Annotated in this window: 9 protein-coding genes; 4 read left to right on the plus strand and 5 right to left on the minus strand. The window is 70.9% G+C overall.

Going from position 1 to position 14,276, the window contains the following annotated elements; translation table 11 throughout:
• Nucleotides 1–109 precede the first annotated feature (109 nt).
• Nucleotides 110–1,903 (minus strand): alpha/beta hydrolase family protein, encoded by a 1,794-nt coding sequence (locus ACFPFQ_RS06060; RefSeq protein WP_379615605.1) that lies wholly within the window; start codon nucleotides 1,901–1,903, stop codon nucleotides 110–112.
• The gene (gene lanL, locus ACFPFQ_RS06065) at nucleotides 1,903–4,659 is read right to left on the minus strand and encodes a class IV lanthionine synthetase LanL (protein WP_379615607.1); all 2,757 of its coding nucleotides are present in this window, start codon (nucleotides 4,657–4,659) and stop codon (nucleotides 1,903–1,905) included. Before lanL ends, ACFPFQ_RS06060 begins: the two co-directional genes overlap by 1 nt.
• A gap of 268 nt (nucleotides 4,660–4,927) precedes the next feature.
• Between lanL and ACFPFQ_RS06070 the strand changes: the two genes are divergently transcribed.
• On the plus strand, nucleotides 4,928–7,489 hold the full coding sequence (locus tag ACFPFQ_RS06070) for an ATP-binding protein (protein ID WP_379615970.1): 2,562 nt from the start codon (nucleotides 4,928–4,930) through the stop codon (nucleotides 7,487–7,489).
• A gap of 78 nt (nucleotides 7,490–7,567) precedes the next feature.
• Here the strand turns inward: ACFPFQ_RS06070 and ACFPFQ_RS06075 are convergent, their stop codons facing one another.
• Nucleotides 7,568–8,056, minus strand: coding sequence for a hypothetical protein (locus ACFPFQ_RS06075; protein ID WP_379615609.1), 489 nt, complete (start codon nucleotides 8,054–8,056; stop codon nucleotides 7,568–7,570).
• Entirely contained in the window at nucleotides 8,053–9,300 is a 1,248-nt protein-coding gene (locus ACFPFQ_RS06080; RefSeq protein ID WP_379615610.1) for a cytochrome P450, read from the minus strand. The genes ACFPFQ_RS06075 and ACFPFQ_RS06080 overlap by 4 nt, the downstream gene beginning before the upstream one ends.
• A gap of 241 nt (nucleotides 9,301–9,541) precedes the next feature.
• Between ACFPFQ_RS06080 and ACFPFQ_RS06085 the strand changes: the two genes are divergently transcribed.
• From ACFPFQ_RS06085 to ACFPFQ_RS06095, 3 genes are read left to right on the plus strand one after another with little or no spacing between them, the layout of a single operon-like run.
• Nucleotides 9,542–10,762 (plus strand): beta-ketoacyl-[acyl-carrier-protein] synthase family protein, encoded by a 1,221-nt coding sequence (locus tag ACFPFQ_RS06085; protein WP_379615612.1) that lies wholly within the window; start codon nucleotides 9,542–9,544, stop codon nucleotides 10,760–10,762.
• Nucleotides 10,759–12,489: a CoA-transferase gene (locus ACFPFQ_RS06090; RefSeq protein WP_379615614.1), complete on the plus strand. Its 1,731-nt coding sequence runs from the start codon at nucleotides 10,759–10,761 to the stop codon at nucleotides 12,487–12,489. Before ACFPFQ_RS06085 ends, ACFPFQ_RS06090 begins: the two co-directional genes overlap by 4 nt.
• 13 nt (nucleotides 12,490–12,502) lie before the next feature.
• Nucleotides 12,503–13,453 carry a ketoacyl-ACP synthase III gene (locus ACFPFQ_RS06095; protein ID WP_379615616.1) on the plus strand — a complete coding sequence of 317 codons (951 nt, stop codon included), beginning with the start codon at nucleotides 12,503–12,505 and terminating at the stop codon, nucleotides 13,451–13,453.
• Nucleotides 13,454–13,515: 62 nt separating this feature from the next.
• Here ACFPFQ_RS06095 and ACFPFQ_RS06100 read toward each other — a convergent pair whose 3' ends face one another.
• On the minus strand, nucleotides 13,516–14,262 hold the full coding sequence (locus ACFPFQ_RS06100) for an enoyl-CoA hydratase/isomerase family protein (RefSeq protein WP_379615618.1): 747 nt from the start codon (nucleotides 14,260–14,262) through the stop codon (nucleotides 13,516–13,518).
• Between the last annotated feature and the right edge of the window lie 14 nt (nucleotides 14,263–14,276).

Here is a 14,276-nt window from a genome sequence, read left to right on the forward strand (position 1 = left end):
ATAGTCTTCTTGAAGGTCGCCGACCCACATGTGAGTCGACAGGGCGTGAGGTCCACCGCTTCTTCGGCGGGGAAGAATTGCAGCGCATCGACATCTACCTCCACAGGCATCACCTCCTCTCGAGATCGTGGTCTACTTGGCTCGGAAATTCGCCCGACGCCAAGAAGTGTGCGATCTCGCGGGCCAGCTCCACGCCGTTCGCGTCACCAATGGGATAGTGACTCCCACCGGAAACCTCGCGATAGCAGTAGCTCTTGCCGCAATCGTCGAGCAACTCACCGAGGATTCGGGAATGAATCACCGGAATGACATCGTCGGCTGTGCCGTGCACGAACAGCAGTGCCGCCGTGATGCGCGTGCCGAGCACCGCGAGATCACGTGGGCCGAACGCATCGGTCATCGGCGTCCGCCCACCCAGTGCGTCGATCATGGTGCGCACCGAGGTGCCTGCGCCGTCGTAGAGCGAGGCCGCAGACAGGAAGGGCGCCACCGCGACGCAACGGGACCAGAGGTCAGGCTCTGCTGCGGCAGCCATCAGCGCCAGGAAGGCCCCGTAGCTGGCGCCGTAGAGCAGGAGCCTCCTGTCGTCACGGCACAGTGAGCGCGCGAGATGGCGGATGTCGTCCAGATCGGGGCCGCCCCACGCGTGGTGGATGGCCGTCCGGTGCGACGGACCGTACCCGGTACTGCCCCGCTGGTTGGGGGCGACGACGGTCAGACCTGCCGCTACGAATCGTTGCAGCAGCGGGTCGAAGCCGAGGTCCCAGGCCGCCGCCGGCCCACCATGCAGGGCGATCACGACGTTCTCCGCGTCACGCCAGTGCTCATCGCCGTAGACGACGGCCTGGATCGGGCCCGCGGGGCCGGGCAGGTCGACGAGTCGAGCGGAGGCCCAGTGCCCGACGTCTACGGGACCGCTACCGAGGTGCTCGACATGCCACGTCGATCCGCGCTCGATCAGCCGAGTCAGCCCGACCGGACGGTCGGACGACGAGAACGGAAAGGTGAGGCCCCGCGCATCCCAGCAGACGTCGCCGTACACGCGCCCAGCAGGCAACGGTAGCTGGATCAGATCCTCACCCGCCGGTTCGAAGACATAGAGCCGGGATCGGGCCCCCTCGGTCACGTGGAGGCAGACCCGCGTCCCGTCCGGGTTCACGGCCACCGGGAGCACCGTGCCCTCGATCCCCGCGAGGATGCGGGGCACTCGGACCTCCGATGGACGCGCGCTGGCATGAGCGAAGCCCAGTGCCAGCCCATCGTCGGTGGATACGGCGAGGACCCGCAGGCCGGACTTCGCGCTCGCCAGGATCAGGTGCCCATCGGCCTCCGGGCTCGACACCGCCTCGACGGTCCCGGCACTCAGGTCGATCACGGTGGGACCCTGCCGAGCAGCCACGGCGTGAACCACGGCCAGCCGGGTTCCGTCGCTGTCGAGCCACACCCCGCCCCCCACCTGCCCCGGCATCGACATCGGCGGGCCCAGGCCAGCGGCGGTGATCTTCCACACGCACGTCCCGGAGGCGTCGGTGCCGATCCCGATAGCCAGCGTTGCGGGATCCGGGGTGGGGAGCAGGCGAAACCCCGCGGACTCGATATCGCCGACCGATCGCTCCGTCAGACCGTCCGGTGTGACCGTGACGAGCGCAATCCGATGGCGGCCACCCGGCTCCGGACGCGTGAGCAGCACCTGCCCGCCGGGCAGGCAGAGCAGCTGCGTGAAGGTCGACTCGCCGGGCGACCCGTCAAGGCGCCTGCGGACGACCTCGTCCCCCGCCAGGTCCCAGTGCTCGACGGTCAGCCGTCCTCCGCTGTCAGCGACGAGGCAAGCCGCGACGTCACCCCTCACCGAGAAGCTGATCCGGGTCTCGGCACCGGCGTCCAGGCACGTCGGGGCGCCCATCACGCGCTGGCCAGCAACGTCTTCTCGCGCGGCCGGACGAAGCCCACATCCGGCGCGTCCACCATCCACCAGCGGGCACCGGCATGACGCAACCGCAGCAGGAATCCGAGCACTCCGGCCAGCCCCGTGCCGTATCCGGGCGTGACGTGCAACGGATCCTCGGCGCCCACCACGAGCAACCCGTCCCGGGTGCCGCGGCGCAGGTGGATCAGTGCGGCGAGCTCCTCGGCCCAGGCGTGGTAGCGCGGGTCACCGGTGGCGTCGGCGAGGTCGAGCAGGAACTCCCCGTCCCCGGCGAGCCCGTGGCACACGCTCGACCCGGCCGACCACTTCTGCCGATGGACCGTCTCGGCGGCCTTCCGCGCCAGCTCCAGGTACCGCGTGTCCCCGGTGACCTGCCACAGCCGGACGAGGAACGTCCCCACCCCGGACGCACCGCTGCACCAGTGCCACATGTGCTGGGCGGCCGGATCCGCGCCAGGGGCGTCTGCCCAAGCAGCGGTGTCACCGTCGACCTCGGCCACCGCGACCAACGTGGCTCCGGCCGCGAGTGCCGCGTCCAGGTAGCGGGGCTCGTCGGTGGCCCGCGCGGCTGCCAGCAGGAAGGCTCCGATGCCGGCAACGCCGTGTGCGAACCCGTAGTGGACCAGCCCGGCGAGCGGGGAGTCCAGGTCCGTGGCGATCGGCCACACCGTGTGACCGTCTCGCACCTGCGCAGCCACCAGCATCGCGTCGGCAGCGACGCCGAGGCGGGCGCGGAGTGCGGGATCAGCGGTTTGCTGCCAGAGGTGCAGCTGCGCCATGCCCGCGCCCGCCACGCCGTGACAGATGTCGGGATTGCCCCACTCCAGGGGCACGGCCTTCGCAAGGTCGATCGCGCGGTCCGCCATCTGCGTATCGCCGAGCACGCGGGCCGCGTCGTACTGCGCCCACGCGGTGCCCGACCGGCCGAAGTACAGCCCCGGGAGCAACCGCGAGATCTCCAGCCGGCTGTCGATCCAGCCGGCCACGGTGCGGACGCCGTCCCGGATCCGGGCATCACCCGGGTACACCCCAGCGGCCCGGGCCAGCACGGCGAGCACACCCGCGGCGCCGTACTGGACGTTGCAGGGGTCGGCGGTCGCGCCGTATCCGGATTGGGTCCAGAGGCGCGGGCCGTCCGGAGTCATCGACCGCAGCAGGTACGTCAGGCCGTCGGCGAGCAGGCGGTCCTGCAGCTCGACCGGAAGCCGGGAATCACCCCGCTGAAGGGGATCTCTCCGCATTGTCGCCGCGGTGCCGTCGCGGGCCGCCAGCAATCTGTCCCGAACCTGTTCAATGCTCAACCTGTTTGCGGGATCGTCACCTGTCAGCCCGCGAACAATGGCGCAGAAGTCGCCCGCGTCCGCATTCTCCGCCGCGACCTGGGCGACCAGCTCCCGCATCCGGTCGCGGTGCGCACGGAAGGGTTTGTCGGGTGTCGCGACCGGGTCCGAGCCGGACACGAGGTAGAAATAGATCGCGCCGAGCGCGAACAGAACGGCTGACCATTCGGCGGCCGGTGCGGCCCGGTCCGAGCCCGCCAGGTACTCCGGTGCGCCGTACCCCGGGGTGTGGGCACCGTCGTCGACGGGGCCGGGTGCGCTGGCGTGTTCGAGATCCACCAGCTTGAGGCCGCCATCGGGTGTCACCATGATGTTGTTGGGGCTCAGGTCCCGCAGCACCAGCCCGGCCTGCGCCGTCTCCGTCAGCAGGTCCGCGAGCTGGATCGCCACATCGAGCACTTCGGGCAGGGGCAGGCGTTGACCCGGGCCGGCCGTGCGCTCCTGCAGCCAGCGCCGCAGGGGTTTGCCGGGGATGAGCTCCTCGGCGAGGAACAGGTGCTCCTGGTGCTCGAACAGCGCGATCTTCGCCGGAGCGATCTCCCGGGACTCGAGGAGGTCGAGCACGCGCGCCTCGTAGCGGAGCAGGTCGCGCGCGTCGGTTCCCCGCAGGGATGCTCCGACGTGCGGGCGGGCCTGCTTGACGATCACGTCCAACCCGGTCTCCCGGTCGGTCGCGCGGAAGACGCCACCCGTGTTCGCGTGCTTGATCGCCTCCTTGACCTCGAACCGGTCGCCCAACAGGACGCTCGTGGGCGGGGTAGCGGCCCCCATCGCCCGTACGTCGGGCACCGGGGACACCGCCCACGGCGGCGGGCTGAACCAGGCGCGGCGTTCGTCCTTCAGGTGCTCGCCGTCGGGCCCGACCAGCACGGAGTCGAAGCTGCCATCGTTGTTCAGCACCGGCTGCCCGGCGAACACGCCGTAGCGGAGGTGGACGAGGCTGCCGGGACGCAGCCTCCTGTCGGAGAGGATCTCTGGTCCGGGCAACCCCCGGGTCGCCTCGTGCAGCCGCTCCGCGAGGTCCCGGAACTGCTCGTCGTTCTCCGGGTACACGGTGATGAACTTCCCGCCGCTGCCGCGATCGACGTTCGGAGACACCAGCTCGGACACCTTCGCCAGCGATGCGGCGAACTTGAAGTGGCAACGGGCGGCGACCAGCACATCAGCGGCCGCTGCCAGCACGACCGGGGCCGACAGCGGTGTCGCCGACACGTGGAGCTTCCAACCCTGGTCCCGCACTGCGACCCCAGCCGGCTCCACGTGGTACCAGAAGTCACCCTCGCGGGTCGTCCAACCCTCGCCGCCGCTGCGGTCGAGCACGCTCCGCACGATGTCCTGCAGCAGCAGCGCGGTCGATCCGCTTTCCGCCTTTCCTGCGGCGAGGTCATCCATCTGCCGTCATCTCCTGTCGAATGTCGCATTCCACGAGCCGCGCTGGTGCGGGGAAATCTGATGTGAACATCGCAATTCGTTTTGATTTCCGGGACCGACTATCCACCGGGAACCGGCACCGGCAAATGAGCAGTCGGTACTCAACGTCCGAGCATCGCGATCGGGCGACGCCCGCGTTTCCCGATCCGCAACATCCGGCAGGTGTGGCGGGTACGACATTCACGGCGGCCCACCGCGGGCACGGGTCACCTAGAGTTGCGCCGTGCGGATGCGGGAGCGGGAGGGTGCCCTCCAGCAGCTCGCCGGGCTGCTCCCGGACCCGGACGGCTCCGGCCACGTCGCCCTGATCAGCGGCGAGGCCGGGATCGGCAAGTCCGTCCTGACCAGCGAGTTCGCCCGGCGCGCTGCCGCGCACGCCACGGTCCTCTCGGGAGCATGCGACCCGCTGACGACACCACGCGCGCTCGGCCCGCTGCATGACATCGGGCGCCACGCCGGTGGCGTGCTGGCGCGGTCGCTCGCCGACGGCGAACGGCGCGAGGTGGTGTTCGCCGCGCTGCTGGATCAGCTCGACGACCACGGTCGACGGCCGCCGACCGTGCTGATCGTCGAGGACGCGCACTGGGCCGACGAGGCCACGCTGGACATGCTGACGTTCCTCGGCAGGCGGATCACGCAGACCCGGGCCCTGCTGGTGGTCACCTTCCGTGACGACGAGGTCGGGTCCGGCCACGCGCTGGCCGCCGCGCTCTCGACGATCCCCCGCACCGCCACCACCCGGATCCCGCTGGCACCGCTCTCGCCGCGGGCGGTCGCGGCGATGGCCACGGGTTCCGGGCTCGATCCGGTCGAGGTCTTCGACACCACTGGCGGCAACCCGTTGCTGGTCGCCGAGGTGCTGGCCGCGACCACGCCGGGGGTGCCGCCGACGGTGCGTGACCTGATGCTCGCCAGGCTGGAGGCGTTGCCCGCCGCAGCGCGACGGATCGCCCAGCTCGTCTCGGTGGTGCCCGGCCGGGTCGACGCGGAGCTCACGGCACACGCGCTCGAGGAGATCGACGCCTGCTTGGAGGGCGGCGTGCTGGTGGCCGCCGGCGACGGCGTGGCCTATCGCCACGAGCTGCTGCGCCGGGCGGTCGCAGACTCGCTCTCACCCGTCCGTCGAGCACAGCTGCACGCCACCGTGCTCGGCGTGCTGTCGACGACCTCGACCGATCCGGCCCGCCTCGCCCACCACGCCGCAGGCGCCGGTGACGTGAGCGCGCTGCTGCGCCACGCTCCCGCCGCGGCCACCCGCGCCACCGCGGTGGGCGCGCATCGGGAGGCCATCGAGCACCTGCGCGCCGTGCTGCCCCGTGCCGACCGGCTATCGCCGGCCGAACGCGCCGAGATCCTCCACTCGTTCGCGGTGCAGGCCTACCTGACGGGCGCCTACGACGAAGGCCTCCCCGTCGCGAAGCAGGCGCTCACGCTCTGGGAACAGCTCGACCAGCCGGAACGGATCGGCGACATCCTGAGCTGGCTCGGCCTGCTGAACTGGTGGACGGGCCATCCGGCAGAGGCCGACGCGGCCTACCGGCGCTCGGTCGAGGTGCTCGAGACCCTGCCCGAGAGCTCTCAGCTGGCCATGGCCTACAGCTACCAGGCGATGCGCCATTTCGCCTTCGACGAGACCGACGACGCGATCGCCTGGGGACACAAGGCGCTGGCACTGGCGGATCGACTCGGTGACGCGAAGGTCGCCGCGCACGCCCGAGTCACCATCGCCTCGGCGAAGGTGATGCACCGCGGTGGCGACTACGGTCAGCTCGAGACGATCTACCAGGACGCGGTCCGGTCCGATCTGACCGAGGAATCGATGATGGCGTTGTGCTACGCCGCGTCAACGGCGATCGAACACGCCGACTTCGTCCGTGCGGCCGCCGCCGTCGAGCGGGCACTGGCCTTCTGCCAGGACCATGACCTGCTGAGCACGGCGCAGTACCTCCTCGGCGAACGCTCCCGGATCCGCTTGGAACAGGGCGACTGGACGGCCGCAGCCGACGACGCGGTGCGCGCGCTCGACTGGCCGAGCGCCCCCGGCATCACGCAGATGCCGGCGCTGGTCACGCTGGGCCGGCTGCGCGCGCTGCGTGGCGATGCCCAGGCGCTCACGCTCCTGGACGAGGCCGCGACCTTCGCCTTCCGCTCGGGCGAGCTGGCCTGGATCGTGCCGACCGCGATCGCCCGGTCCGAGTACTTCTGGCTGGAAGGGGACTTCCCGCAGGCGGCGCAGGAGGTGCTGCGTTGGATCCCGCTCGCCACGCAGCGCCGGCACCGCTGGTGGCTCAGCGCGCTGGCGTTCCGGTTGTGGAAGGCCGATCCGGCAGCCGAGCTCCCGCCCGAGCTCGATCTGCCACACCGGCTGCTGCTCGAGGGCGACGCCGCCGCGGCCGCAGCCGAGTGGGAGCGCCGCGGCTGCCTGCACTCCCGGATCGAGGTGCTGGCCTGCGGTGCTGCCGAGGCTGCCACCGAAGCGCTGCGCATCAGCGACGCGCTGGGCGCCACCAGGCTCGGCGTCCGCTGGCGCGACGAGTTGCGCCGCCGCGGCATCCGGGTCACGAGGGGGCGCGGGCGGGCCACCGTGTCGAACCCCGCCGGGCTCACCGCCCGGCAGCTCGAAGTGATCACCCTGATGGCGGAGGGGCTCACCAACCCGCAGATCGGCGAGCGCCTGTCGATGTCGCCGCGCACCGCGGGCCACCACGTCTCCGCGGTGTTGGACAAGCTCAACGCCAACACCCGCAGCCAGGCGACGGCGACGGCGCTGCGCCTCGGCCTGCTGGACTAGCCGGAGCTGACGCACACCGTCAGTGGCTCACGCACACCGTCAACGGTGTGCGCCGGCCCCTCAGAGTGTGCGTCAGCTTCAGGCGTCTCCCGCACCGGAGAGGCAGATCTGGCCGCGGATCTCCGCGTCCAGGTGCGTCGTCCCGGTCCCGTTGAGGTAGACGACACCGGTGGCGCCCGCCAGCCTGCCGGTGCCGCTGACCAGCGTCGATATCGAGGTGGTGCGCCCGCCCGCGGTATCGAAGATCCCGATGTCGCTGAAGACGGCCGTGCCGTGGGGCGTGGTCAACTGCCACGTCGAGGTGTAGGAGAGCATCGAGGGCGCCACTCCCGGCATCCCCGCACCAGCTGCCGTCGCGGTGAGCACCGCGCTCGTCGTCCCGTTCAACGGCTTGGCGCCGGTGATGGCGCCCCGGGTGCACATGCCCACCGGGCTCGCGCAGTCGACGGTGGTGACGTCCACGACGAACCGCCCCGCCACGGTGCGACACAGCGGCGCGGCCTGCGCGTCGACACCGACGACCCCGGTCAGCACCAACACCGCGATGACGGTCAGGATCCTTCTCATGCCGGCTGTCCGGCCTCGGCTCGATCGCCTGCCGCGGTGAACTCGACGAGCACCCGGTCCGGGCCGCGGGTGAACAGCCCGACGTCCACGGTTGCGGCGTCGGGGGCGGATCGCAGGTCCGGCGCCATGTCCAGCAGGGCGTTGACGCCGATCGTCACCTCGGCCTTGGCGAGGAACGATCCGACGCAGAAGTGCCGCCCGAGACCGAATCCGACGTGGCCCGCCGCGGCGGTGAACGCCCGCGTGGCGTCGAGGTCGGACCGGAACAGGTTGAACTCGTCCGGGGCCGCGAACCGCTCGGTGTCGCGGTTGGCCGCCCCGATCAGGCAGGTGACGGTGCTCCCCGCCGGGATGGTGCCGCCGCTGACCTCGACGTCCTCGGTCGGCTCGCGCATCACCATCTGCGTCATCGGCGAATGCCGGAGCGTCTCGGCGAAGGCCGCATCGACCAGGCTCCGGTCGGCCTGCACGGCAGCGAGCTGGTCGGGGTGCGTGAGCAGGTTGTGCATGAGGCTGCCGATCGCCTTGTCGGTGGTCTCCCCGCCGGCAGCCAGCAGCAGGCTGACGAACCCCTTGACCTCCTCGCTCGTCATGCGGAAGCCGTCGATCTCCGCGGTGCACAGGACCGAGAGCAGATCGTCGCCCGGATCGGCCTGCCGGGCCTCGATCACCGGGATCAGGTAGTCGGCGATCTCCTGCTTGACGCTCAGGCCGGCCGCTGCGACGTCGGGGTCCCCATTGAGGTTGGACAGGAAGGCGATGATCGTCGCGTACCAGTCCTGGAACTTCGCGTAGTCCTGCCGCGGCAGCCCCAGCATGTCGATGATGACGTTGATCGGGAGCAGGTTGGCGAACTGGGCGACCAGGTCGGCGTGCCCGTCGCCGGCGAACCCGGCGATCAGCTCCGCGGCGTTGCGTTCGATGACGGGCACGAACTTCTCCGTGAGGTCCCGGCCGCGGAAGGCCGGCTGCACCAGTGACCGCCGCGTCGAGTGCTCACGGCCGTCCATCTGCACGATCGTGCGGCCGTGCAGCGGTTCGAGCTGCCAGGCGTAGTTGCGGGTGGAGAACCGGGGGTCTTTGAGCGCCAGCTCCACATCGACGTAGCGGCTGATGATGTAGCTCTGCATTCCTTCGTGCCACAGCAACGGGTACTTCTCACGATACACGGTGTAGGCGGCGTAAGGATCTTCGACGAATTCTGGCGAGGCCATGTCGGGGGCGACACTGACGGAGTCATTCACGCGGTTCGACCTCCTGGTCGGATGGATGTCAATCCCCGCGAAAAAATAGTGAACGGTCAACCAACCGACCAGAGCAACCGGTACTCAGGTCATCCCGGTGCCGGAACGGGGCTGGTCCAGGTGGGTATCCGGTGCTCATGTGCGGTCCGGGCCGAGGGGTTCTACTGGGACGACCGGCCGCAGGGAGTCCGCTGCCGTGCCTCGCCGGAGCGCGAGAATGCCACCGGAAAGGATCGGTCGAATGCGCGAAATTGTGATCACCGGAACTGGTTTGATCCTGCCCAACTGCGACAGCCGCGAGACCTTCTGGCGTCAGCTCCACGATGGCGACTCCCAGATCTCGCTCTGTGCGGACCCCAGCGACCCCGGCGCGCTCGTCCCGATGGGGCGGGTGCACGACTTCGACGCCCGGCGATACGTCAAGGACGTTCCGGAGCGGTTCTACAACCGGTTCGGCCGAGCCCACCTCTTCTACCTCTCGTCGCTGTTCCAGGCCTGCGACGATGCCGGCCTCGACCCCGCGACGGTCACCGGTGATCGCGTCGGGCTGTTCGACGGCACCTCCCGCGATCACCTCGACGTCTGGGCCGAGCACCTCGGCGAGGGGGTGCCACTGACCAGGCGAGACGTCGCCATCGCCAACTCCGCGATGGGGGTCGGTCTCGCGGCAGCGCTCCTCGGCGTGTCCGGCCCGGCTTACACGTACTCGAGCACCTGCGCGTCGGGCGTCGTCGCTGTCGGGCACGCGCTGCGCGAGCTCGAACGCGGCGACATCGACCTGGCGTTGGCGAGCGGTCACGACGCCGCGTTGCTGGCACCGGTCTACGAGATGTACCGCAACGCGGGGCTGCTGAGCGTCGAGCAGGAGGATGCGCGGCGCGCCATCCGCCCCTACGGGGGCAACTCGCGCAACGCCCTGGGCGAGGCTGCTGTCACCGTCGCACTGGAATCGCGCGAGCACGCCGACGCTCGCGGCGTCGAGGCACTCGCCACCCTCGCCGGCTACCGGTACGGCAACTCCGGGTTCCACCCGACCACCATCGACGAGACGGGTGCGCGCGCGGCCGAGCTCATCGAGGGCCTGCTCACGCAGCACGGGGTGGCCCCCGAACAGGTGGGGTTCGTGGTCGGACACGGCAACGGCGTGGAGGGCAGCGACCGGTCGGAGCTCGCCTACATGAAACGGGTGTTCGGCGACCGGGCCCCGCAGGTGCCGCTCCTGACGGTGAAACCGGTCTACGGACACGCCCTGGGCGCGTCGGGCGTCGTCAGCCTCGCCGCCGCGACGCTGATGCTCCGGAACCAGTACGTGGTCCCGACCATCAACATGGACCCGCAGCTGGACACCGGCGTTCCCCACCAGCCGAACGTCGGAGCACCCCGGGACTGCGAGTGGGGCCTGGTCGTCTGCTTCGGCATCGGCGGGCAGAACGTGGTCCTGCTGCTGCGCAGGGCGACGTGACGGGCTCCCCCCTGTCCACAGCGTCGAGCACCAGCAAGGTCCGGCCGCTCGACGAGGCCGTGCGCGAGCACGTGGCGCCGGGGATGCACCTGCACTTCGCCTCGACGCCCAGCCGGGCCAACGCGGCCATCCGCGCGGTCTGCCGGGTCTTCCGGGACCGGTCGCCGGGCTTCACCCTCAGCTCGACGGGGTTCCACTCCACGGCGCACCTGCTGGGCCGGCTGCGGCTCGGCGAGCGCTACCTGGCGTCGTTCTACGGCGACAACTACCCCACGCCGCGCTCCAACCCGCTCTACCGGAGGCTGCTCGCGGAGGGCGTCGCGCTGGAGCACTGGTCGGCGTTGAGCTACACGATCGCGCTGCGGGCCGGCGCGCTCGGGCACCCCTACGGCGTCACCACCTCCGTTCTCGGATCCACATTGGAGGACGAGCTCGCCGGTGACGGCCGCTTCACGGTGGTGGCGGACCCGAACGATCCCGAGCGGCGCATCGGCCTCGTCGCCGCCGTGCGCCCGGATCTCACCTTCGTGCACGTGCCCGCGGCCGACGCGCAGGGCCGCGTCCTCGCCGCGCTCCCCCACAGCGAGGGCATCTGGGGCGCCCTCGCGGCCCGCTCCGGCATCGTCGTGACCGCCGAACGGATCGTCGACGAGGAGCAGACCGCACGCGCGCCCGATGCCGTCATGCTCCCGCCGCACCGGGTGGTCGCGGTCTGCCCGGCCCCGTTCGGGGCCCACCCCCAACCCTTGTTCGCGCCGCGCGGTCTCGACCTGCCGAGCTACCCCGATGACTTCGACGCCTACCGGCTGCTCCGCGAGGTCGGCGTGGACGACGTGGGCCAGGCCGCGCTGGTGGACGAGGTGCTCCTGCGCGACGACGACGGCGAGGCCTACGCCAAGCACTTCGACCTCGCCGAGCGGGCCCCGAACATGGCGTCACGGCAGGTTCACGAGCCGGGTCGGGACAGCCGCGCCGTCGAGCCGACGGGGTCCGAGCGGCTCACCGTGCTGGCAGCGCGGCGCATCCAGCAACTCGTGCGAGCCAAGGGGTATCCGGTCATCCTCGCCGGCGTCGGGCATTCGTTCTTCGCCGCGCGCATGGCCAAGCTCTGGTTGGCGCAGGAGGGGATCGACGTCGAGGTGAACGTCGAGACCGGGATGTACGGCATCGACTGCGGGCCGGTGTCCGGTCCGTTCATCCTCGGCCTCGACGTCCTCTCCCACGCGCGCCGGCTGACGTCGATCGAGGACGTGCTCGGCGCCGTGACGTGCGGCGCCGACAACCGGTGCCTCGGCGTCATCGGCGCGGCGCAGGTCGACGCGCGCGGCAACCTCAACAGCACCCGCCTCGACGACGGCACGTTGCTCGTCGGTTCCGGCGGTGCCAACGACATCGCGTCCGCCGCGGCGGAGGTCATGGTCCTCGCGAGCTGCGACGCGAGCCGGCTGGTGAGCGCCGTCCCGTACATCACGAGTCCCGGACGTGGCGTGCGCCAGGTGGTCACCGAGCAGGGCGTGCTGTGCCGGGACGCCGACAGTCCACAGTGGCGCATCGAGGACGCCTTCGCGCCACCGGCCGGGACGCCGAACGCGGGAGTCGAGCGGCTGCGACAGGTGTGCCCGTGGCCGCTCTCGGCTCAGGTGCCCGCCGCGGCGGCCCCGCTGACCCCCGAGGAGCGCCAGCAGCTGGCGTCCTTGCAGAACCACCCCACCCCGGGGTCGACGTAGGAAGGCAACACACATGGACACCGTCGCCATCACCGGCCACGGGAGCTACCTGCCGCGGCACATGCTGAGCAACGCCGAGCTCCCACCCTTCGACCAGCCGCTCTCTGACGACGAGATGGAGCGCATCGGCGTGCATCGCCGCGGCTGGGCCGATGACACGGAGGGCATCGCCGAGATGGCAGCCATGGCCGGGCAGCGCGCGTTGGAACGAGCGGGGCTCGAGGCCGACGCGATCGACCTCCTCATCCTCGCGAACTGGACCGCGCGCCGCTACATCCCCGAGCACGCCCCGCGGGTGCTGCGCCTGCTCGGCGCGAAGCGCGCGTTCGGGTGGGACATCTCGTGTGCCTGCGCCGGGTTCCTCTACGGCCTCGGCACCGCGCACGGGTTCCTGCAGAACCCCCGCTGGTCCCGGGCGCTGGTGATCGCCTCGGAGCACACGTCCCGGCGGGGGCGGCCGGGAAGCAAGGCGAAGCTCATCCTCGGTGACGCCGCAGGCGCGTTCGTGCTCGAACGCAAGGAGGGCACCAGCGGACGGCTCATCGACTTCGAGCTGGCCACCGACGGCGCCCACCACGAGATCATGGACATCAGCCCGGAGAGCTGGGTGCGCACGCACATCCAGCAGAAGGAGCTCAACGCGCTCGCGGGTGGCTCGATGTGTGCGGTGGCGCAGCGGGTGCTGGACCGCTCGGGGGTGGCGCTCGACGACGTCGACTGGATCATCCCGCACTCGGGAACGGCGGGCGTCCAGGCCACCGTCGTGCGTGAGCTGGGTGCCGCGCCGGAGAAGATCCTCGCCAACTTCGACTCGATCGGGAACGTCTCCTCGGCGTCGATCCCCACGGTCGTCGACCAGTTCGTGCGGGCGGGCACGATCCGGCCCGGCGACCTGATCCTCTCCGCCGCGGTCGGCACGGGCTGGTACGCGGCAGCCGCCCTCTACTCCGTAGGCGCAGGCTGACGCACACCGTGAGGGGCTGGCGCACACCGTCGACGGTGTGCGCCAGCCCCTGAGGGTATGCGTCAGCTGCGTTGACGAAAACGTTCGAGGCGAGCCTGCGTCTCGGCGGCGAACCAGTGATCGAGGAACCGGGCGCGGCGCGCCTCACGGGTGGCGGCGATGCGGTCGAGCACCGGGGCCGTCAGATCCCGCTTGAGCGCACGGACCGCCGACCGGCCCGCCGTGGCGAAGGCCCGCGCCTCGTCCATCGCATCGGCCATCGGACCACGTTCGCCCGCGACCTGGTGCACCAGGCCCAGCCGCTGCGCCTCGGCGGGTGCGAACTGCCGGCCCTGCAACAGCAGCCAGCTCAGGAGCGGCGACGGGACGGCATGGCGCAGGATCTCGAACCCGGTCGCCGGGAGCGGGAGGCCGAACTGCACCTCGTTCACGCCGATCCGGAACTGCCCCTCAGCCATGACGCGGACGTCGCACGCCATCGCCAGCACGCAACCTCCTGCGATCGCGTGGCCGTTGATCGCCGCAACCGTGGGCCGATCGAAGGCGAACACGCGGCGAAAAGCAGTGTCCACGGCGTCGACGACGCTATCGAGGGCAGCGCGGTCCATGTCCTGCACCGCAGCGAGATCGAGTGCACCGCAGAAGACGCGCCCCCGACCGGTGAGGACGACCGCGCGCGCGTCAGCCCGTTCGACCTCGTCGAGCGCGGTGTGCAGTGCATCGAGGAAGGCGGGACCGATCGCGCCGCCGCGACCGGGTTCGAGGCCGAGAACGGCGATGCCACCCTGGACGGTGCACGACACGGGCACGGAGGCTCCTCACG

Source organism: Pseudonocardia sp. GCM10023141, assembly GCF_042653605.1.

What these genes read in the sequence shown, in the direction of transcription:
- ACFPFQ_RS06060 (WP_379615605.1), bottom strand. Translation starts at nt 1,903, where the DNA reads ATGGGCGCCCCGACGTGCCTGGACGCCGGTGCCGAGACCCGGATCAGC.
- lanL (WP_379615607.1), bottom strand. Translation starts at nt 4,659, where the DNA reads ATGGATGACCTCGCCGCAGGAAAGGCGGAAAGCGGATCGACCGCGCTG.
- ACFPFQ_RS06070 (WP_379615970.1), top strand. Translation starts at nt 4,928, where the DNA reads ATGCGGGAGCGGGAGGGTGCCCTCCAGCAGCTCGCCGGGCTGCTCCCG.
- ACFPFQ_RS06075 (WP_379615609.1), bottom strand. Translation starts at nt 8,056, where the DNA reads ATGAGAAGGATCCTGACCGTCATCGCGGTGTTGGTGCTGACCGGGGTC.
- ACFPFQ_RS06085 (WP_379615612.1), top strand. Translation starts at nt 9,542, where the DNA reads ATGCGCGAAATTGTGATCACCGGAACTGGTTTGATCCTGCCCAACTGC.
- ACFPFQ_RS06095 (WP_379615616.1), top strand. Translation starts at nt 12,503, where the DNA reads ATGGACACCGTCGCCATCACCGGCCACGGGAGCTACCTGCCGCGGCAC.